Here is an 18,148-nt window from a genome sequence, read left to right on the forward strand (position 1 = left end):
TCGTGAGGGCAGGGGCGGTCAGGCCACCTTCTCCACATGCCCCTGGCGCGTGTAGAGGAAGTCGATCACCGCCTTACGGTACTGCTGGTAGCGCGCGTCCTCGGCCAGCTCCACGCGTGAGCGCGGGCGCGGCAGGTCGACCTGCAGCACCTCGCCGATCGTGGCCGCGGGCCCATTGGTCAGCATCACGATCTTGTCGGACAGCAGCACGGCCTCGTCCACGTCGTGCGTGACCATGACCACGGTGCTGTGCGTGCGCGCCACGATGTCCAGCAGCTCGTCCTGCAGCTTGGCGCGCGTGAGCGCGTCGAGCGCGCCAAACGGCTCGTCCATGAGCAGCACCTGCGGCTCCATGGACAGCGCACGGGCGATCCCCACGCGCTGCTTCATGCCGCCGGAGATCTCGCCCGGGCGCTTCTGGCCCGCGTGCGTGAGGCCCACCAGGGCCAGGGCCGCGGCGGTGCGAGCCTTCAGCTGTGCCTTGGTTTCCCGGGCGCCGAAGACGCGCTCGACGGCCAGGTAGATGTTGTCTTCGCAGGTCAGCCAGGGCAGCAGCGAATGGTTCTGGAACACCACGGCGCGCTCGGGCCCCGGGCCCTTGATCTCCTTGTTGGCGCACAGCAGCGCGCCGCCCGTGGGGCTGGTGAGCCCGGCGATCAGGTTGAGCAGCGTGCTCTTGCCGCAGCCCGAATGGCCGATCAGGGCCACGAACTCGCCCTTGGCGATGGTCAGATTCACGTCGCGCAGGGCAGGAAACACGCCCTTGGCGGTGCGAAAGGTCTGCTCCACGCCCTGGATTTCGATGAACTTGGTAGTGAGAGATGCATGCATGATGTTGCTCCTTGAATTTGCCAGGGCCACCGTGGAGCCGGCTTTGCCGGGCCACTGGTGGCGCCCCCTTGAGGGGGTGACGCGCCGACCGGCGCGGCTCAGGGGTGGGTCAGGTCTTGACCTCTTCAAACGTGAAGGCCGTGGCCAGCTTGACCAGGGCGAGTTCGAGCAGCAGCCCGACGATGCCGATCACAAAGATGGCGATGATGATGTTCTTGACGTTCAGGTTGTTCCATTCGTCCCAGACCCAGAAGCCAATGCCCACGCCGCCCGTGAGCATCTCGGCCGCGACGATCACCAGCCAGGCCGTTCCCACGGCCAGACGCACGCCGGTCAGCATGTAGGGCAGCACCGAGGGGAACAGGATCTTGGTCAGTACCTTCCACTCGGAAAGGTTCAGCACGCGCGCCACGTTCAGGTAGTCCTGCGGCACACGCTGCACACCCACGGCGGTGTTGATGACCATGGGCCAGATGGAGCAGATGAAGATGGTCCAGATGGCCGCGGGGTTGGCGCCCTTGAACACCAACAGGCCTATGGGCAGCCAGGCCAGGGGCGAGACCGGCCGCAGCAGGCTGATGAGCGGGTTGAACATGCGCGCGAGAAAGGCAAAGCGCCCGATGGCAAAGCCCGCGGGAATGCCCACCAGCGCCGCCAGGCCAAAGCCCACGGCCACGCGCTGCAGGCTGGCCAGCACGTTCCAGCCCACGCCCTGGTCGTTGGGGCCATTGCGGTAGAACGGGTCGCTGAAGACCTCCTGCGCCTGCAGCCAGGTGTCGTGCGGGCTGGGGATGCTGCCGCCCGTGCTGCTGGCCACCAGCGCCCACAGGCCGACGAGCAGCGCCACGCCGAGCACGGGCGGGAGCACCGCGAGCCACAGGGCGCGCGAGAGGGCGGCCCAGTCGCGCGCGGGCCGCGCCGGGGGCGGCTCGACGGGCTTGGCATCCTTTTGGGCTCCAGCGCCCGTGGATGAAGCGCTGGCAGCTATGGTTTTTGCGTTGTCCACGCTGGAGTCCAGCGGGGCATGAAAGACGGCACTGACCATGGTGATCTCCTCTCGGAAAAAGGTTCACGCCTCTTGGGCCTTGATCTTGAAACCGTCGGCGTACTGGGCCGGGTTCTTGCCGTCCCAGACCACGCCGTCGATCAGCTTGGAGCTGCGCATCGCGTCCTTGGGCACGCTGATCTTCATGGCGCTGGCCACCGACCGGTACAGCTCCACCTGGTTGACCTGCTTGGCCACGGCCAGGTAGTCAGGGTGGCTCTTGAGCAGGCCCCAGCGCTTGTGCTGGGTCAGGAACCACATGCCGTCGCTCAGATAGGGGAAGTTGACCGCGCCGTCGTTGAAGAACTTCATGTGGTTGGGGTCGTCCCAGCTCTTGCCCAGGCCGTTCTGGTAGCGGCCCAGGATGCGCTGGTTGATGGCATCGACGCCGGTGTTCACATAGGACTTGGCGGCAATGGTCTCGGCCATCTTGGTCTTGTTCGACAGGCTGGCGTCTATCCAGCGGCTGGCCTCGAGCACGGCCATCATCACGGCGCGCGTGGTGTTGGGGTATTTCTTGACGAAGTCGGCCGTCGTGCCCAGCACCTTCTCGGGGTGGTCACGCCAGATGTCCTGCGTGGTGTTGGCCGTGATGCCTATGCCGTCCATGATGGCGCGCTGGTTCCAGGGCTCGCCCACGCAGAAGCCGTCCATGTTGCCCACGCGCATGTTGGCCACCATCTGCGGTGGCGGCACGGTGATCAGCTTGGCGCCCGACAATGGGTTGATGCCCGCGGCCGCCAGCCAGTAATGCATCCACATCGCATGCGTGCCCGTGGGGAAGGTGCCGGCAAACGTGTATTCGCGCTTGTCCCTGGCCATCAGCGCGGCAAGCGACGGGCCATCGACCGCGCCCTTGTCGGCCAGGGCCTTGGACAGCGTGATCGCCTGGCCGTTGTGGTTCAGGCCCATGAGCACGGCCATGTCCTTCTTGGGGCCGGCCGTGCCCAGGTGCACGCCGTAGACCAGGCCGTAGAGCACATGGGCGAAGTCCAGCTCGCCGTTGACCAGCTTGTCGCGCACGCCGGCCCAGCTCGCCTCCTTGGTCGGGGTGATGGTCACGCCGTACTTCTTGTCAAAGCCCAGCACCGAGGCCATGACCACGCTGGCGCAGTCGGTCAGCGGGATGAAGCCGATCTTGACCTCCTTCTTCTCGGGCGCGTCCGAGCCCTGGGCATGCACCAGCGCGCGCAGCGCGGGGCTGATGCCGACGGCGCCGACGGCGGCGGCCTGCAGCAACTGGCGGCGCGGCAGGCCGGTGGCGGGGGCCGCGGAAGTGGTGGTGACGGCGGCGGTGGAGGGGGTGGGGGTGGGCAGTTCTGTCATGGTGGTTCCTTTGCTGTGAAAAATCCGGGGCAAAAAAAAGCGTCCTCACGCCGTCCGGTGGGGTACCGGGTGCGTGAGGACGCCTTTGTCCTGGGGTGCGCCGCTTTCGCCGTTGAAAGTGCGCGGGGCAGACCTGCGTTGGCCTGAAAAACTTAAAGCAAGTGGTGTGCCAGTGTTTGTCTGCCCTGACTCAGCCGAGCAGATCTGCCGCGTCCAGCATGCGCTGCGCCACCTCGGCCACGCGCAGGCCGCGGTCCATGGCGGCGCGGCGCAGCCGGTCGTAGGCCTGCTGCTCGGTGATGGACTGGCGCTGCATCAGCAGGCCCTTGGCCCGGTCTATGAGCTTGCGCTCGTGCAAAGCGGTGCGTGCCTGCACCAGCTCGGTGCGCAGCGCCTGCTCATGGGCAAAGCGGGCCAGGGCCACCTCCAGGATGGGGCGTATGCGCTGCGGCGCAAGGCCGGCCACGATGTAGGCCGTGACGCCCGCGGCCATGGCGTCCTTGACATGGGTGGTGTCCTCGTCGTCGGTGAACAGCACGATGGGGCGCGGCGCCTCGCGCGTGGCCAGCACCACATGCTCGAGCGTGTCGCGTGCCTCGCTCTCGGCGTCGACGATGACCAGGTCCGGCTGCAGCGCCGTCAGATGCCCCTCCAGCAGCGAATCGGCCGGCAGCACGGCCACGAGGTTGAAGCCATGCTGCAGCAGGCCTATGCGCAGCGCGCGCGAGCGCTCGGCCTGGCGCATGGCGCGCTCGTCGGCCGGGTTGCTGGGGGCCAGGTCGGGGGCCACGACCACGATGCGAAGTTGCTCATCCATGACATGGAGGCAAGCAAAAAATGCGCCGACACCAACCCCGGCCAACCCCCGTCATCCCCGCGAATGCGGGGATCCAGGCTCCGGCACCACGCGCATGCGGCGCACCTGTGGATCCCCGCATTCGCGGGGATGACGGTGCCAGGTGGGGAGGATGGCTTTGCGCGGGGATGCAGCCTCCAGGCCAGCAGCTACCGACTGCCCACTGCATGCCCCGTGGGCTTGCCTGGCCAGCGCCGGGCCCATGCATGGGCCCGGGAGGCTCAATAGCTGCGCCCGGCCTTGTACATGGCGTGCTGGCGGCGCGAGAGCTGCGCCACCTCGCCCACGCGCGCCATGGCCGCGCCCGCATGCGCGTGGGTGATGGCCAGGCCCAGGGCGTCGGCCGCGTCGGTGCCGGGCAGGCCGGGCAGGTTGAGCAGGCGCCGCACCATCTCCTGCACCTGCGACTTGGCGGCGCGGCCATGGCCGACGACGGCCTTCTTCATCTGCAGCGCCGTGTACTCGGCCACGGGCAGGTCGGCGTTGACCAGCGCCGTGAGCGCCGCGCCGCGTGCCTGGCCCAGGAGCAGCGTGGACTGGGGGTTGACGTTGACGAACACGATCTCCACGGCGGCCGCATCGGGCCGGTAGCGCTCGGCGACCTCGCCGATGCCGTCGAACAGCACCTTGAGCCGCCCCGGCAGATCACCGAGCGCCAGCGCCGTCGTGCGTATCGTGCCGCTGGCCACATAGGCCAGGCGCTGACCATGAACATCCACCACGCCAAAGCCGGTGGTCTGCAGGCCGGGGTCGATTCCGAGGATTCTCATTGCTATCAGTTATAGAGCTGTTGGCGCTTTCTGGGTATGGGCTGTAGCGAAATATCACTGATATTCGCGGTTGCCACGATACGCCCACCGGGCCTATTCGATCATCGTCACCGGGCCCAGCGCCTCCGTGCCCGGCGGCCAGCGCCGCGCGTCGCCATCCAGGATGAGCAGCCGCACCGGGTGGCGGTAGCCCGACTGGGCGCAGCGCAATGCCTGCAGCACCTGTGCCAGCGCGTCGTCAGTGAGTTCGCGGGCGATGATGAGCGTGGGCCGGCGCGGCGTGAAGGTGGCGAGCCGCTGCGGTGCTTCAGGAGCCTGCAGCAGATGGCCGCAATCCCAGGGCTGGCGGGGGTGGCGCGCGCGCCACCACCACAGCTCATGCCATTTCACGGTGAGCTTCAGGCGCCAGGCCTGCAGGCGCGAGCGGGCGGACAGCGCGGCCAGTTCGTCGTCGCGATCCAGATGCCGTGCGAACGCATTCACCAGGTCGGCCACAGCCGTGCCGCGACCTGCGCGCAGCACGGCCACGCGCAGGCGCTCGGTCACCTCGGGCAGTTGTGCGGGCTGCCAGAACGGTGCGCGTCCGCTGCCCATGCCCGCCTGGCACCAGGATTGCAGGGCCCTCCATGTCGCATGCTGCGCCGCGTTCTGGTGCGTGCTGCCGCAACCACTCGATGGTGCGCCCGGTGGGGCCTGCAGCAGCGCGCTGTCAAAGCGTGCGATCAGGCGGGGGGCGATGTGCGCGCCCAGCCACAGGCAGGGCAGCAGGCTGGCGAGTGCATAGGGCGCGGCAGCGCTCCATGGCCCGGGCAGCAGGGCGGCGAGCAATGCGCCCAGCAGCAGGGCGGGCGGCAGTGCCACTGCGAGGCTGGCCATGGCGTTGCGCAGGCGATGTGGGCGGTGCTGCGCGGGGTTGGGTGCGTTCATGTCGGGCGGCGGGGGCTATGGCAGTTCCGCGCTGCGCATGCGCGCGAGGATGGTGCGCGTGCGCCCGGCCAGATAGGCGGAATGGGGCGTCTTCTCGAAGCGCTTGGGCGCGGGCAGCATGACGGCCAGGCGTGCGGCCTCGGCGGCCGTGAGCTGGCGCGCGCTCTTGCCGTAGTAATGCCGGGCCGCGGCCTCGGCGCCGAAGACGCCCGCGCCCCATTCCACGTTGTTGAGGTAGATCTCGAGGATGCGCTCCTTGGAAAGCAGCCGCTCGAGCAGCAGCGTGAGCACGAATTCCTGGCCCTTGCGCACGTAGTTGCGCTCGCCCGAGAGCAGCAGGTTCTTGGCCAGCTGCTGGGTGATGGTGGAGCCGCCGCGGATCCTGGGTGCGCGCTGGGGGCGCGCCGGGGCGCGCTCCTGCAGCCTCGCGGCCTGGGCCTCGGCGCGGGCGTTGCGCTCCCAGGCCTTTTCGATCGCGTCCCAGTCCACGCCGTCGTGGTTCACGAAGTTGTCGTCCTCCGAGGCGATCACGGCGCGCTTCAAGTGGTCGGAGATCTGCGCATAGGGCAGCCATTGCTGGCGCCAGCGCAGGTCGCCGCTCTGGCTGAGCTGGGCCCAGGCCTCGGAGCGCTGAAAGCTCGTGGACTGCGGGTCCAGCCAGGCCATGGCGGCGATGCGCAGCACGAAGAACAGCTGCAGCCCACCGAAGGCCAGCAGCACCAGGGCGATCCAGCGCGTCAGGGCTCGCATGGGGACGGTTTGGCGGCGGTCAGGCGCCGGCCGCGATGGCCGCGCGCAGCTCGCCCAGCACCTGACCCGCGGGCGGGCGCAGGCCGCGCCAGATGGCAAACGCCTCGGCCGCCTGCTGCACCAGCATGCCTAAGCCGTCGCGCGCCTGGGCGCCATGGCGCGTGGCCCAGTCCAGAAAGCCCTGGGCGGCGGGGCCGTACATCATGTCGTAGGCCAGGCTGCCCGCGCGCAGCACGCTCGCGGGCACGGGGGCGGCCGCCCCCTCGAGGCTGCTGGCCGTGGCGTTGATGATCACATCAAAATCGGCCTCTGGAGCTTGTATATCAAGCGCGAGAAGCTCTACATTTTGTAGCGATGCGAGGGCCGCGTGACTGGCCACCAGGGCCTGGGCGCGTGCGGCCGTGCGGTTGACCACGGCGATGCGCCGCGGGCGCCGCTGCAGCAGCGGGCCGAGCACGCCCGCGGCCGCGCCGCCCGCGCCGACCAGCAGCAGGTCGCGCCCGGCCAGCTGCACGCCCGCGCCCTGTTCGATGTCGGCCACCAGGCCCAGGCCGTCGGTGTTGTCGGCGTGGATGGCGCCGTCCTTGAAGCTCAGGGTGTTGGCCGCGCCGGCCAGGCGCACGCGCTCGCTGCAATGCTGGGCCAGGCGCGCAGCCTCGAGCTTGAAGGGCACGGTGATGTTGCAGCCACGCCCGCCCGCGGCGGCGAACTCGCCGAGCGCCTGGGCAAGGCCGTCCACGGGCACCAGGCGGCGCTCGTAGTGCATGGCCTCGCCCGTGAGGGCGGCAAAGCGCGCGTGTATCCAGGGCGAGCGGCTGTGGGCGATGGGGTTGCCCATCACGCAGTAGAGGTCGGGGGCGGTCATCTCAGCGCACGGAGGTTTCCAGGGTCTGCTCGCGCGTGAACTTGAAGCGCGAGACCACGGCGATCTGGTCGGCCTTGGCGCGCATGGCGGGGCCGAAGTGGCCGAACGGCCCGGCCGCGCGCGCGATGGCCTCGGCGCGGCGGTCGAGCAGGCGGTTGCCCGAGCCCTGCACGACCTCGGTCTCGAGCACGCGGCCGTCGTGGTTGACGGTGACGATCATGACCAGCTCGCCATAGAGCTTCTTGCCGCCCTGCTCGGGGAAGTTCTGCGTGCCCCTGTCCTCGACCTTGCGCCGGAGCGCGTCGTAGTACACGGCGTAGACCTCCTCGCGCGTGGCGGGGCTGATGTAGCGCTTGCGCGGGCGCGCGTTTTCCTCGTTGATGCGCTTTTCGATCTCGGCCAGCAGCTTGACGAGCTGGCGGCGCTTTTCGTCCTGCGCCTGGCGCTCGGTGCTCTCGCTCGCCTTGCGCAGGTCGGGCTGGGGCAGCATGGCCAGTTGCTGGCGCACCTGGGCGAGCAGCTGGGTCTGCTGCTCGAGCATCTGGTCCATCTTGCGCTGGGCCTCCTCGAGGTCGTCGCCGATCGAGGTCAGGGCCGAGTAGGGCATGGGGCTGCTCGCACGGCCGCTCGCGGCATCGCCACCACCGGCGAGCGAGGCCTGGGCGATGGCCTGGGCCTTCTCGGGGCGTTCGCTGGTTCTGGCGTTGACCAGGATGACCTCGAGCGGCGTGTCCTCGAACACGCGGTTGAAGCGCTCGGGATCGACAAAGCGCACCGTGAGCAGCAGCGCATGGATGGCCACGGACACACCCAGGGCGATCTGCAGGGTGCTCAGGCGGCGAAGGGGGCTGGTCGGGTTCACGGCCAGCGATTATCCGGGCTGGCCGGCGCCGGTTTCACTGCCCGCGCCATCGGTTTCGTTGATGTCCACCGCAATGGCGATAGGCCCGGCCACGGTGTCGTCCTCGTCCTCGTCCACGGGGCCGTCGTCGCTCGCATCGAGCGGGTCGTCCAGGCGCGCGAGCAGCGTGCCGTTCACGTCGAGCGTGATCTCGTCGATCTGGCCGAGCTTGACGCGCACGCGCGCGCCGCGCGACAGACCCTGGGCGCCGAGCACGGGCAGCACCAGCGGCAGGCTGTCGGCGCGCACCAGGAAGTCGCCGCCGGGCATGCCGTCGCGGATGACGGTGGCGTCGATCTCGGTGATGCCGTTCTGCTCGAGGTACTTGAGCGTCCAGAAGCGCTCCATGCCGGCCTGGTAGCCGTTGTAGGCGCTGTAGGTGGCGTCAAAGCTGCTGATGATGGAGAACAGTTCGGCGTCCTTGGGCTTGAAGGGCGCGGCCAGCGCAGCGGTCTTGCCGTGGCGCGCGCAGGCGATGATCTGCCATTGGTTGACCAGGTCCACATAGCGACGCAGCGGCGAGGTGGCCCAGGTGTAGCACTTGACGCCCATGCCGGCATGCGGCAGCGCCTTGGTACTCATGCGCACCTTGATGCCGGGCGCCAGACTCGCCTGGCTGCGGTAGATGCCGGGCACGCCGTGGTCGGCCAGCATCTGGCCCCAGTGGCTGTTGGCGACGATGGCGGCCTCGGCCACGATCAGGTCCAGCGGCGCGCCGCGCTGGCGCGTGCTGATGCGCACCGTCTCGTTGCCCGTCGGCTCGGCCTTGCCATTGCCCTCCAGGCGGAAGTTGTAGTCGGGCCGGTTGAAGCTCTCGGGCTTGCCGCGCACCTGCTCGCGCCCGGCCTTGAGCTGCTTCGCAAATCGGTACAAAAACGAGAGCTGCCAGCGCAGGTCCAGCAAGGCCTGGGGCGTGTTTTCATGCTCAATGCTGTGGTCCTGCAGCCAGGCCTCGGTGACGATGTGGTCGAGCTGGTCATGGCGCAGGTTCACGGCCACGGGCACGCGCTCCAGGCGTGTCTCGGTGGCGGTGATGGCCAGCGTGGCCTCGTCCACCGTCACGTAGAGCGAGACGGCCGGGTTCGCGCGGCCCTCGTCCAGGGTGTAGATCTGCACCACCTCGTCGGGCAGCATGGTGATCTTGTAGCCAGGCATGTAGACCGTGGACAGGCGCGCGCGCCCGAGCTTGTCCAGCTCGCCGCCGGGCTGTATCGCCAGGCCCGGCGCGGCGATGTGTATGCCCACGGTGACGACTCCCGTGCCCAGGCCGCGCACCGAGAGCGCGTCGTCGATCTCGGTGGTCTGCGAGTCGTCGATGGAATAGGCCTGCACATCGGCCAGCGGCAGATCCTCGGGCGGCTGCGGCGCGGCCAGCGGGGGAAAGCCCGTGCCCTTGGGGAAGTTCTCGAACAGAAAGCGCTTCCAGTGGAACTGGTAGGACGAGTCGATGGCGCCCGCCTCTTGCAGGAGCGCCAGCGGCGCCTTGTGCGTCTGGCGGCTGGCCTCGACCACGGCCTTGTACTCGGGCGCGTTCTTGTCGGGCTTGAACAAAATTTTGTAGAGCTGCTCGCGTATGGGCTGCGGGCAGGTGCCGGCCGCAAGCTCGGCCGCCCAGGCGTCGATCTGCGCCTGGATCTGCTTCTTCTTCTCGATGGCGGCCAGCGCCTGCTGCAGGATCTCGGCCGGGGCCTTCTTGAAGCGACCCTTGCCCGCGCGCCTGAAGTAGTGCGGCGCCTCGAACAGCGCGATCAGCATGCCGGCCTGCTCGGTCACGGGGGCGTTGGCGGAAAAATAGTCGCGCGCCAGATCGGCAAAGCCGAATTCGTCCTCGGGGGCAAATTCCCAGGCCAGCGGCAGCTCGATGGTGGCGGCGATCTCGCGCGCCTGGGCCAGCAGCTCGGCCGGGGCGGGCTTGTCGAACTTCAGCAGGATGTTGGCGGCCTTGGCCTTGACCCGCTTGCCCGAGTCGAGCTCGATCTGCGCCGAGGTCTCGGCTTCGGAGAGGATGCGGCCGGCGAGGAACTTGCCGGCGTCGTCGAACAGTGCATGCATAGGGGCGGGATTTTCCCATGCCGTGCCGCGACGCCGGCCACACGCGGGCGGTGGGTCAGACCAAGTGGCAAAAATCCAGCGTTGCCTGCAGATGCTGCGCAAAGTCGCTCAGCGCATGGTCGCCACCCGGCAGCACGCGCTGCGTGGCGCGGGGATAGCGGGCCACCATCTCACGCCAGTCCAGCAGCTCGTCGCCCTGGGCGGCGATGAGCAGTTCGGGGCCGGCGGGGGGCAGGTGGCTCACGTCCAGCGCCCTGAGTTCGTCGATGTATTCGGGGCGGAAGAAGAAGCGTTCCTCGGGGTCGTGCCAGGCCGTCTGCTCGCCGATGTGGCGCGCCAGGTCGCGCGCCGGGTGGATGGCGGGGTTGAGCAGCACGCTGGGGCAGCGCGTCTGGTGTGCCACCCAGCTCGCGTAGTAGCCGCCCAGCGACGAGCCGATCACCGCCATGGCGCTGCTCCGGGGCCAGTGGGCGATGCCGTCCTGCACCAGCGCCATGGCCTCGCGCGGCGAGGGGGGCAGCTGCGGGCACCAGAAGAACAGGTCGGGGTGGTGGCGCGCGACATGGTCGGCCACCAGGCGTGCCTTGGTGGACTGGGGCGAGGAGCGAAAGCCGTGCAGGTAGAGCAGGTGGGTGGCGGGCATGGGGGGATTATCGGGCGCTGGATAATGGCGCCCCCATGTCCGACGCCTTCGACAAACCCTCCCTGCTGCAACGCATCTGGCCGCTGTTCGGTGGCTTTGACTGGCCGCTCATCCTGTTGCTGCTGATGCTCTCGGGCATAGGTCTCGTGGCCATGTATTCGGCCGGCTACGACCATGGCACGCGCTTCTATGACCATGGGCGCAACATGCTGCTGGCGGCGGGCATCCTGTTTCTGGTGGCGCAGGTGCCGCCGCAGCGCCTGATGCTGCTGGCCGTGCCGCTGTACACGCTGGGCGTGGCGCTGCTGGTGGCGGTGGCGCTGTTTGGCATCACCAAGAAGGGGGCGCAGCGCTGGATCAATGTGGGCGTGGTGATACAGCCCAGCGAGATCATGAAGATCGCCATGCCGCTCATGCTCGCCTGGTGGTTCCAGAAGCGCGAGGGCCAGCTGCGCGCGCCGGACTTCGTCGTGGCCGGCGTGCTGCTCATGATCCCCGTGGGGTTGATCATGAAGCAGCCGGACCTGGGCACCTCGCTGCTGGTGATGGCATCCGGGCTGTCGGTGATCTTCTTTGCCGGCCTGCCCTGGCGCCTGGTGGCGCCGCCGGTGCTGCTGGGGCTGCTGGGCATTGGGCTGGTGGTCTGGTTCGAGCCCGAGCTGTGCGCCGAGGGCGTGCGCTGGGTGGTGCTGCGCGAGTACCAGCAGCAGCGCGTGTGCACGCTGCTCGACCCCACGCGCGACCCGCTGGGCAAGGGTTTTCACATCATTCAGGGCATGATCGCCATCGGCTCGGGCGGGCTCTGGGGCAAGGGCTTCATGTCGGGCACGCAGACGCATCTGGAGTTCATCCCCGAGCGCACGACCGACTTCATCTTCGCCGCCTATTCCGAGGAGTTCGGCCTCGTGGGCAACCTCGTGCTCATCACGGGCTTCGTGCTGCTGGTCTGGCGTGGGCTGGCGATCGCCGCCGGCGCCACCACGCTGTTCGGGCGCCTCATGGCCGGGGCCGTGGCCATGATCTTCTTCACTTATTCCTTTGTGAACATGGGCATGGTCAGCGGCATCCTGCCCGTGGTGGGGGTGCCGCTGCCGTTTGTCAGCTATGGCGGCACGGCCATGGTCACGCTGGGGCTGGCCCTGGGCGTGCTGATGTCGGTGGCGCGCGCGCGCCGACAGCCGGACGAGGATCCGCCCGAGTCCATGCAGACGACTCTGTAGGTGCCGTGCCCGCGGGCCGCGCGGCCTGCGGCGCCTGCCTACAATCGCCGCATGATCTCCCGCGAACCCACCCTTGAGCGCCTGGCCGTGGCGCGCGAGCTGTTGCTCACGCCCTTCGGCCTGGATGAAACCCACCTTGGCCGTGCCCTGGCCGAAATCCGCGCGCACCGTGTCGACGACGCCGACCTGTACTTCCAGTACACGCGCAGCGAGGGCTGGAGCCTGGAGGAGGGTATCGTCAAGACGGGCTCGTTCTCTATCGACCAGGGCGTGGGCGTGCGCGCCGTCAGCGGCGAGAAGACGGCCTTCGCCTATTCCGACGACATCTCCGAGGCCTCGCTGCTCGATGCCGCGCGTACCGTGCGGTCGATTTCGGCTGCAGCCCAATCGGGGCGGGCGCGAGTAGCTGCCGAAAAGATAGCTAAAAGCCGGTCGCTCTATCCGCACATCGACCCCATCGCCACCATGGACAGCACGGCCAAGGTGCAGCTGCTGGAGCGCGCCGAGCAGCGCGCCCGCGCCAAGGACCCGCGCGTGGTGCAGGTCATGGCGGGTCTGGCCAGCGAGTACGACGTGGTGCTGGTCGCGCGCGCCGACGGCACCCTGGCGGCCGACGTGCGCCCGCTGGTGCGCATGTCCATCACCGTCATCGCCGAGCAGGGCGGGCGGCGCGAGGTGGGCTCGGCCGGCGGCGGCGGGCGCTTTGGCCTGGCCTATTTCAGCGACGAGCAGATTGCCCAGTACGTGGACGAGGCCGTCAACGCCGCGCTGGTGAACCTGGAGTCGCGCCCCGCGCCGGCCGGCGAGATGACCGTGGTGCTCGGCCCGGGCTGGCCCGGTGTGCTGCTGCACGAGGCCGTGGGCCATGGCCTGGAGGGCGACTTCAACCGCAAGGGCTCCTCCGCCTTCAGCGGCCGCATCGGCCAGCGCGTGGCGGCCAAGGGCGTGACGGTGCTCGACGACGGCACGATTGCCGACCGCCGCGGCTCGCTCAACGTGGACGACGAGGGACACGCCACGCAGAAGAACGTGCTCATCGAGGACGGCATCCTGAAGGGCTACATCCAGGACGCGATGAACGCGCGCCTCATGGGCCAGGCGCCCACGGGCAACGGCCGGCGCGAGAGCTACGCCCATATCCCCATGCCGCGCATGACCAACACCTACATGCTCGGCGGCGACAAGGACCCGCAGGAGATCGTCGCCAGCATCAAGCGCGGCCTGTACGCCACCAACTTCGGTGGCGGCCAGGTGGACATCACCAGCGGCAAGTTCGTGTTCTCGGCCAGCGAGGCCTACTGGGTGGAGGACGGCAAGATCCTCTACCCCGTCAAGGGCGCGACCATCGTCGGCAGCGGCCCAGAGTCGCTCAAGAAGGTGAGCATGATCGGTAACGACATGCGGCTGGACAGCGGCGTGGGCACCTGCGGCAAGGAGGGCCAGAGCGTGCCCGTGGGCGTGGGCCAGCCGACCCTGCGCATCGATGGCATCACCGTGGGCGGCACGGCCTGAGCGCCGAGGGTTGTAGCACCATGGAAACGATTTCCCTATGTTGCACTGCGACAAATCGTGCTACATTGGTGCGCATGTCGATCCGTAGCGCGTTTTACTTTTACTTTTGGTTCTCTGTCCATGGCGGATGAGAGAGGTAGACGCGCACCCTGACCGAGCCCCTTCTCCAAAGAACCGCCGAAGCTGAAAAGCCCGGCGGTTTTTTTGTTTTTGCCCCCGTTTCCGTCTCATCCATTCATTCCCAAGGACGCCCCATGACCACCACCCCCACCACCGATGCCTGGTATCGCAGCGTCGACAAGACCAGCCAGACCGACGACCAACGCATCGAGGACATCACCGTGCTTCCCCCTCCCGACCACCTGATCCGCTTCTTCCCCATCCGTGGGTCCGAGGTCGAGGCGCTGATCGGCAACACCCGCCGCAACATCCAGCGCATCATGAACGGCGAGGACGACCGCCTGCTCGTCATCATCGGCCCCTGCTCCATCCACAACCCCGAGGCGGCGCTGGAATACGCGAAGAGGCTCAAGGCCGTGCGCGAGCAGTACAAGGACCAGCTCGAGGTGGTGATGCGCGTGTACTTCGAGAAGCCCCGCACCACCGTGGGCTGGAAGGGGCTGATCAACGACCCCTACCTGGATGGCAGCTATCGCATCGACGAGGGCCTGCGCATCGCGCGCCAGCTGCTCATCGACATCAACCGCCTGGGCGTGCCCGCGGCCAGCGAGTTCCTGGACGTGATCAGCCCGCAGTACATCGGTGACCTGATCAGCTGGGGCGCGATCGGCGCGCGTACCACCGAGAGCCAGGTGCACCGCGAGCTGGCCTCGGGCATCTCGGCGCCGATCGGCTTCAAGAACGGCACGGACGGCAACATCCGCATCGCCACCGACGCCATCCAGTCCGCCAGCCGCGGCCATCACTTCCTGTCGGTGCACAAGAACGGCCAGGTGGCCATCGTGCGCACGGCGGGCAACAAGGACTGCCATGTGATCCTGCGCGGCGGCAAGGCGCCCAACTACGACGCGGCCAGCGTCGCCGCGGCCTGCAAGGACCTGGCGGCCGCGGGCCTGCCGGCCACGCTCATGGTGGACTGCAGTCACGCCAACAGCAACAAGCAGCACGAGCGCCAGCGCGATGTGGCGCACGACATCGCGGCGCAGATCGCGGGCGGCTCGCGCAGCGTGTTCGGCGTGATGATCGAGGGCCATCTGCAGGCCGGCGCGCAGAAGTTCACGCCCGGCAAGGACGATCCGGCGAAGCTCGAATATGGCAAGAGCATCACCGATGCCTGCCTGGGTTGGGATGATTCCGTGGCCTGCCTGGCCGAGCTTGCCGCAGCCGTGCAGGCGCGCCGCTCGGTGTAAGCTGCGCGCGCAAGTCAACACCTACGTCACGAAAGGCACCTATGCAAAGCGAAGTGTTCGTCACCCTGTCGCCGGGCCAGGAGTTCACCCTGGATGCCGAGTCCGCCCCCAAGCTCACGCACGAGGAGGCGCGCCGCTGGCTCGATGACGAATTTGTGCGCCTGGAATGCGAGCCCCTGCGCGCCAGCGGCAAGGTGCTGCTGGCCGACAAGGTGCTGACCGTGGCCGCGGCCGCCGGCGCCGGCCTGATGGCCGACCCGGTCTGGTCGGCACGCTTTGCCGGCGCCGCCGTGGCCGCCCTCGCGCGCCCCGTGGTGCGCGTGGACGTGCCGGCCATGGCCGTGACGTTCTAAGGAAAAATGGCTGTTGACGCCTGTCCTATAAGCGCCGGCAGCTATATTTATCGAAGTGCTTCGAGCAGCCTGGCGTGTATGCCGCCAAAGCTGCCATTGCTCATGCAGACGATGTGATCGCCCGGCCGGGCAGCGGCCGTGATCTGCGCGAGCAGCGTTGCGATGTCGCCGGCCGTGTGCGCGCGTTCGCCCATGGGCGCGAGCGCCTCGGCCGCGTCCCAGTCCAACCCGGCGGTGTGGCAGAAGGCCAGGTCGGCCTGCTCCAGCGCCCAGGGCAGCTGCGACTTCATCGTGCCCAGCTTCATGGTGTTGCTGCGCGGCTCGAACACCGCGAGGATGCGCGCCTCGGTCCCGAGGCGTCGGCGCAGGCCGTCGAGCGTGGTGCGTAGTGCGGTGGGGTGGTGGGCAAAGTCGTCATAGACGCTGATGCCGCGCGCCGTGCCGCGCAGCTCCATGCGCCGGCGCACGTTCTCGAAGCGCGCCAGCGCCTGGGCCGCATGCGCGGGCGCCACGCCCACATGCTCGGCGGCGGCCATCGCGGCCAGCGCGTTGAGCTGGTTGTGCACGCCGGTGAGCTGCCACTGCACGCGCGCCACTGGCTCGCCACGGCGCAGCACCTCGAAGTCATGCGGCTCGCCGCGCGCCGCAAAGTCGCTCACGGCTGCGCCAAAACTTGCCACCTGGCTCCAGCAGCCGGCGTGCAGCACGCGTGTGAGGCTTTCCTCCAGCCCGTTGACCACCACGCGGCCCGAGGGCGGCACGGTGCGCACCAGGTGGTGGAATTGGCGCTCGATCTGACCCAGATCGTCGAAGATGTCGGCGTGGTCGAACTCCAGGTTGTTCAGCACCGCCGTGCGCGGGCGGTAATGTACGAACTTGCTGCGCTTGTCGAAGAAGGCCGTGTCGTACTCGTCGGCCTCGATCACGAACAGCGGCCGCGCCTGCCCGGCGGCAGGAGCGCCCAGGCGCGCCGAGATGCCGAAGTTCATGGGCACGCCGCCCACGAGAAAGCCGGGTGTGAGGCCCGCGCATTCGAGGATCCAGGCCAGCATCGAGGTGGTGGTGGTCTTGCCATGCGTGCCCGCCACGGCCAGCACGTGGCGGCCGGCCAGCACCTGGTCGGCCAGCCACTGCGGCCCGCTGGTGTAGGGTGCGCCCGCGTCGAGGATGGCCTCCATGAGCGGGAACTTCGGCGTGCCGTCGGCCAGCCGGGCGCGACTGACCACGTTGCCAACCACGAACATGTCGGGTTGGAGCGCGAGCTGGTCCGCGCCATAGCCCTCGACGAGTTCTATCCCCAGGGCGCGCAGCTGGTCGCTCATGGGGGGGTAGACGCCGCTGTCGCAGCCGGTGACGTGGTGGCCGGCCTCGCGCGCGAGCGCGGCCAGGCCGCCCATGAAGGTGCCGCAGATGCCCAAAATATGTATATGCATGGGGCCGATTCTAGGGAGCAATCGCCATCGCCCCGATGAGGCGACAATCGGCGGTTCATACCCCAAAGCTACCGCCGTCATGGAACCCGCGCTGTCTGTCGAAATTGCCAACACCGCCGCCCGCCTGGTGGTCGAGGAGGGGCTGGAGTGGGGGCCGGCCAAGCGCCGCGCCATCAGGCAGCTGGGCCTGCCGGCGCGCACGGCGCTGCCCGGCAATGACCTCGTCGAGGACGCGGTGCGCGAGTTCATTGCCCTGTTCTGCGCGCAGACCCAGCCCATGGAGCTGTGCGCGCTGCGCGAGCTGGCACTGGCATGGATGGAGCGCATGCAGGAGTTTCGCCCCTATCTGGGCGGCGCCGTGTGGTACGGCACGGCCACGCGCCTGTCGGATATTCATATCGCGCTGTTCTGCGATGACTCCAAGTCGGCAGAGATCTCGCTCATCAATCAGCGTGTGAGCTACGAGGTGGGCAGCATGGCGGGCATGCGTGGCGAGCAGATCGATGTGCTGAGCATGAGCTGCCGCTGTCCGACCCTCGACGAGGAGGTCGGCGTGCATTTCCTGATCTACGACCTGGACGATTTGCGCGGCGCATTGCGCCCGGATGCGCGTGGCCGGGCTCCGCGGGGTGATGCGGCGGCGGTCCGCCGGCTGCTCGCGCAGACCTCTTCGTCGGTCACCGAGTCGTGACGTTTTTGTCTATTGCAGCATGAACACCAGTTTGGATTCGCGCGCCGGTGCACGGCGCAGGAATTTGTTGATATGGGGGGCGGGCGCAGCGGCCGGTCTGGGTGGCGCGGGGCTGGCCCTGTGGCGCCTGCGGCCTGGGGAGGTGAGTGAAGGGGCGGAGAGCGCCTTCTGGAGCGCCAGCTTCGAGGGGCTGGACGGCCAGCCCCAGCACATGGCTGCACTGCGTGGTCGGCCCCTGTTGCTGAACTTCTGGGCCACCTGGTGCCCTCCCTGCATTCAGGAACTGCCACTGCTCAATGCCTTCTATGGCGAGCACCGCGCAAAGGGTTGGCAGGTGCTGGGCCTGGCCATCGATCAGCCCGCCAATGTTGGCAAGTTTCTGCAGCGCATGCCGCTGGACTTTCCTGTGGTGCTTGGCGGAGCAGGGGGTACGCAGCTGTCCAGGGCACTGGGCAATGACAAGGGCGGTCTGCCGTTTTCGGTGATGTTTGCAGCAGATGGAAGCATATCAAGGCGTAAAATCGGCCAATTGAGGGAGCAAGACCTCAAAAGCTGGGCCGAAAGACTCTGAAAGCTGCGTTTCCTCAATGGAGATGGTGACAA

The 18,148-nt window shown here is 68.3% G+C and carries 18 protein-coding genes; 6 read left to right on the forward strand and 12 right to left on the reverse strand.

Translation table 11 applies throughout. The annotated features are described in order from the left end of the window. Nucleotides 1-18 precede the first annotated feature (18 nt). The 11 genes from ABUE11_RS03110 to ABUE11_RS03160 form a co-directional block, all read right to left on the reverse strand. The gene (locus ABUE11_RS03110) at nt 19-831 is read right to left on the reverse strand and encodes an ABC transporter ATP-binding protein (protein ID WP_367067624.1); all 813 of its coding nucleotides are present in this window, start codon (nt 829-831) and stop codon (nt 19-21) included. A gap of 109 nt (nt 832-940) precedes the next feature. Further along, complete coding sequence (gene ntrB / locus ABUE11_RS03115; protein WP_367067625.1) at nt 941-1,876, reverse strand: nitrate ABC transporter permease; 936 nt, start codon at nt 1,874-1,876, stop codon at nt 941-943. Nucleotides 1,877-1,900: 24 nt separating this feature from the next. Beyond that, the gene (locus ABUE11_RS03120; RefSeq protein ID WP_367067626.1) at nt 1,901-3,202 is read right to left on the reverse strand and encodes a CmpA/NrtA family ABC transporter substrate-binding protein; all 1,302 of its coding nucleotides are present in this window, start codon (nt 3,200-3,202) and stop codon (nt 1,901-1,903) included. A 190-nt stretch (nt 3,203-3,392) separates the two neighbouring features. Beyond that, nucleotides 3,393-4,019 carry an ANTAR domain-containing protein gene (locus ABUE11_RS03125; RefSeq protein ID WP_367067627.1) on the reverse strand — a complete coding sequence of 209 codons (627 nt, stop codon included), beginning with the start codon at nt 4,017-4,019 and terminating at the stop codon, nt 3,393-3,395. A gap of 260 nt (nt 4,020-4,279) precedes the next feature. Next, entirely contained in the window at nt 4,280-4,828 is a 549-nt protein-coding gene (ruvC, locus tag ABUE11_RS03130; protein ID WP_367067628.1) for a crossover junction endodeoxyribonuclease RuvC, read from the reverse strand. A gap of 93 nt (nt 4,829-4,921) precedes the next feature. Continuing rightward, complete coding sequence (locus ABUE11_RS03135) at nt 4,922-5,755, reverse strand: hypothetical protein (protein WP_367067629.1); 834 nt, start codon at nt 5,753-5,755, stop codon at nt 4,922-4,924. Nucleotides 5,756-5,770: 15 nt separating this feature from the next. Then, nucleotides 5,771-6,505, reverse strand: a complete 735-nt coding sequence (locus ABUE11_RS03140; RefSeq protein ID WP_367067630.1) for a transglycosylase domain-containing protein — start codon at nt 6,503-6,505, stop codon at nt 5,771-5,773. 19 nt (nt 6,506-6,524) lie between these two features. Beyond that, nucleotides 6,525-7,370 (reverse strand): shikimate dehydrogenase, encoded by an 846-nt coding sequence (gene aroE, locus ABUE11_RS03145; protein WP_367067631.1) that lies wholly within the window; start codon nt 7,368-7,370, stop codon nt 6,525-6,527. Between the two features lies 1 nt (nt 7,371). Further along, nucleotides 7,372-8,232, reverse strand: coding sequence for a TonB family protein (locus ABUE11_RS03150; protein WP_367067632.1), 861 nt, complete (start codon nt 8,230-8,232; stop codon nt 7,372-7,374). 9 nt (nt 8,233-8,241) lie between these two features. Then, nucleotides 8,242-10,323: an RNB domain-containing ribonuclease gene (locus tag ABUE11_RS03155; protein ID WP_367067633.1), complete on the reverse strand. Its 2,082-nt coding sequence runs from the start codon at nt 10,321-10,323 to the stop codon at nt 8,242-8,244. Nucleotides 10,324-10,378: 55 nt separating this feature from the next. Beyond that, nucleotides 10,379-10,966, reverse strand: a complete 588-nt coding sequence (locus ABUE11_RS03160; RefSeq protein ID WP_367067634.1) for a YqiA/YcfP family alpha/beta fold hydrolase — start codon at nt 10,964-10,966, stop codon at nt 10,379-10,381. A gap of 35 nt (nt 10,967-11,001) precedes the next feature. Here ABUE11_RS03160 and rodA point away from each other — a divergent pair, with 35 nt between their 5' ends. The 4 genes from rodA to ABUE11_RS03180 all read left to right on the forward strand — a co-directional run bounded on the left by rodA (nt 11,002) and on the right by ABUE11_RS03180 (nt 15,421). Next, a complete protein-coding gene (gene rodA / locus ABUE11_RS03165) occupies nt 11,002-12,186 on the forward strand; it encodes a rod shape-determining protein RodA (protein ID WP_367067635.1) in 1,185 nt (394 codons plus the stop codon). Between the two features lie 51 nt (nt 12,187-12,237). Then, nucleotides 12,238-13,698, forward strand: a complete 1,461-nt coding sequence (gene tldD, locus ABUE11_RS03170; protein WP_367067636.1) for a metalloprotease TldD — start codon at nt 12,238-12,240, stop codon at nt 13,696-13,698. 254 nt (nt 13,699-13,952) lie between these two features. Continuing rightward, a complete protein-coding gene (locus ABUE11_RS03175; protein ID WP_367067637.1) occupies nt 13,953-15,068 on the forward strand; it encodes a 3-deoxy-7-phosphoheptulonate synthase in 1,116 nt (371 codons plus the stop codon). Nucleotides 15,069-15,109: 41 nt separating this feature from the next. Continuing rightward, nucleotides 15,110-15,421: a hypothetical protein gene (locus tag ABUE11_RS03180; protein ID WP_367067638.1), complete on the forward strand. Its 312-nt coding sequence runs from the start codon at nt 15,110-15,112 to the stop codon at nt 15,419-15,421. A gap of 47 nt (nt 15,422-15,468) precedes the next feature. Here ABUE11_RS03180 and mpl read toward each other — a convergent pair whose 3' ends face one another. Next, the gene (gene mpl / locus ABUE11_RS03185; protein ID WP_367067639.1) at nt 15,469-16,854 is read right to left on the reverse strand and encodes a UDP-N-acetylmuramate:L-alanyl-gamma-D-glutamyl-meso-diaminopimelate ligase; all 1,386 of its coding nucleotides are present in this window, start codon (nt 16,852-16,854) and stop codon (nt 15,469-15,471) included. A 79-nt stretch (nt 16,855-16,933) separates the two neighbouring features. Here mpl and ABUE11_RS03190 point away from each other — a divergent pair, with 79 nt between their 5' ends. Both ABUE11_RS03190 and ABUE11_RS03195 read left to right on the forward strand, forming a co-directional pair. Then, a complete protein-coding gene (locus ABUE11_RS03190; RefSeq protein WP_367067640.1) occupies nt 16,934-17,545 on the forward strand; it encodes a hypothetical protein in 612 nt (203 codons plus the stop codon). A gap of 19 nt (nt 17,546-17,564) precedes the next feature. Further along, complete coding sequence (locus ABUE11_RS03195) at nt 17,565-18,116, forward strand: TlpA disulfide reductase family protein (RefSeq protein ID WP_367067641.1); 552 nt, start codon at nt 17,565-17,567, stop codon at nt 18,114-18,116. Nucleotides 18,117-18,148: the final 32 nt, after the last annotated feature.

Origin of the sequence: Oryzisolibacter sp. LB2S, assembly GCF_040732315.1 — a bacterium.
GTDB lineage: Bacteria > Pseudomonadota > Gammaproteobacteria > Burkholderiales > Burkholderiaceae_C > Alicycliphilus > Alicycliphilus soli.

Bases quoted from the DNA above. Each gene is read 5' to 3' on its own strand.
- tldD (WP_367067636.1), top strand. From the start codon at position 12,238: ATGATCTCCCGCGAACCCACCCTTGAGCGCCTGGCCGTGGCGCGCGAG.
- ABUE11_RS03175 (WP_367067637.1), top strand. From the start codon at position 13,953: ATGACCACCACCCCCACCACCGATGCCTGGTATCGCAGCGTCGACAAG.
- ABUE11_RS03135 (WP_367067629.1), bottom strand. From the start codon at position 5,755: ATGAACGCACCCAACCCCGCGCAGCACCGCCCACATCGCCTGCGCAAC.
- ABUE11_RS03160 (WP_367067634.1), bottom strand. From the start codon at position 10,966: ATGCCCGCCACCCACCTGCTCTACCTGCACGGCTTTCGCTCCTCGCCC.
- ABUE11_RS03140 (WP_367067630.1), bottom strand. From the start codon at position 6,505: ATGCGAGCCCTGACGCGCTGGATCGCCCTGGTGCTGCTGGCCTTCGGT.
- ABUE11_RS03120 (WP_367067626.1), bottom strand. From the start codon at position 3,202: ATGACAGAACTGCCCACCCCCACCCCCTCCACCGCCGCCGTCACCACC.
- mpl (WP_367067639.1), bottom strand. From the start codon at position 16,854: ATGCATATACATATTTTGGGCATCTGCGGCACCTTCATGGGCGGCCTG.
- ABUE11_RS03125 (WP_367067627.1), bottom strand. From the start codon at position 4,019: ATGGATGAGCAACTTCGCATCGTGGTCGTGGCCCCCGACCTGGCCCCC.
- aroE (WP_367067631.1), bottom strand. From the start codon at position 7,370: ATGACCGCCCCCGACCTCTACTGCGTGATGGGCAACCCCATCGCCCAC.
- ntrB (WP_367067625.1), bottom strand. From the start codon at position 1,876: ATGGTCAGTGCCGTCTTTCATGCCCCGCTGGACTCCAGCGTGGACAAC.
- rodA (WP_367067635.1), top strand. From the start codon at position 11,002: ATGTCCGACGCCTTCGACAAACCCTCCCTGCTGCAACGCATCTGGCCG.
- ABUE11_RS03155 (WP_367067633.1), bottom strand. From the start codon at position 10,323: ATGCATGCACTGTTCGACGACGCCGGCAAGTTCCTCGCCGGCCGCATC.
- ABUE11_RS03180 (WP_367067638.1), top strand. From the start codon at position 15,110: ATGCAAAGCGAAGTGTTCGTCACCCTGTCGCCGGGCCAGGAGTTCACC.
- ABUE11_RS03190 (WP_367067640.1), top strand. From the start codon at position 16,934: ATGGAACCCGCGCTGTCTGTCGAAATTGCCAACACCGCCGCCCGCCTG.
- ABUE11_RS03195 (WP_367067641.1), top strand. From the start codon at position 17,565: ATGAACACCAGTTTGGATTCGCGCGCCGGTGCACGGCGCAGGAATTTG.
- ruvC (WP_367067628.1), bottom strand. From the start codon at position 4,828: ATGAGAATCCTCGGAATCGACCCCGGCCTGCAGACCACCGGCTTTGGC.
- ABUE11_RS03110 (WP_367067624.1), bottom strand. From the start codon at position 831: ATGCATGCATCTCTCACTACCAAGTTCATCGAAATCCAGGGCGTGGAG.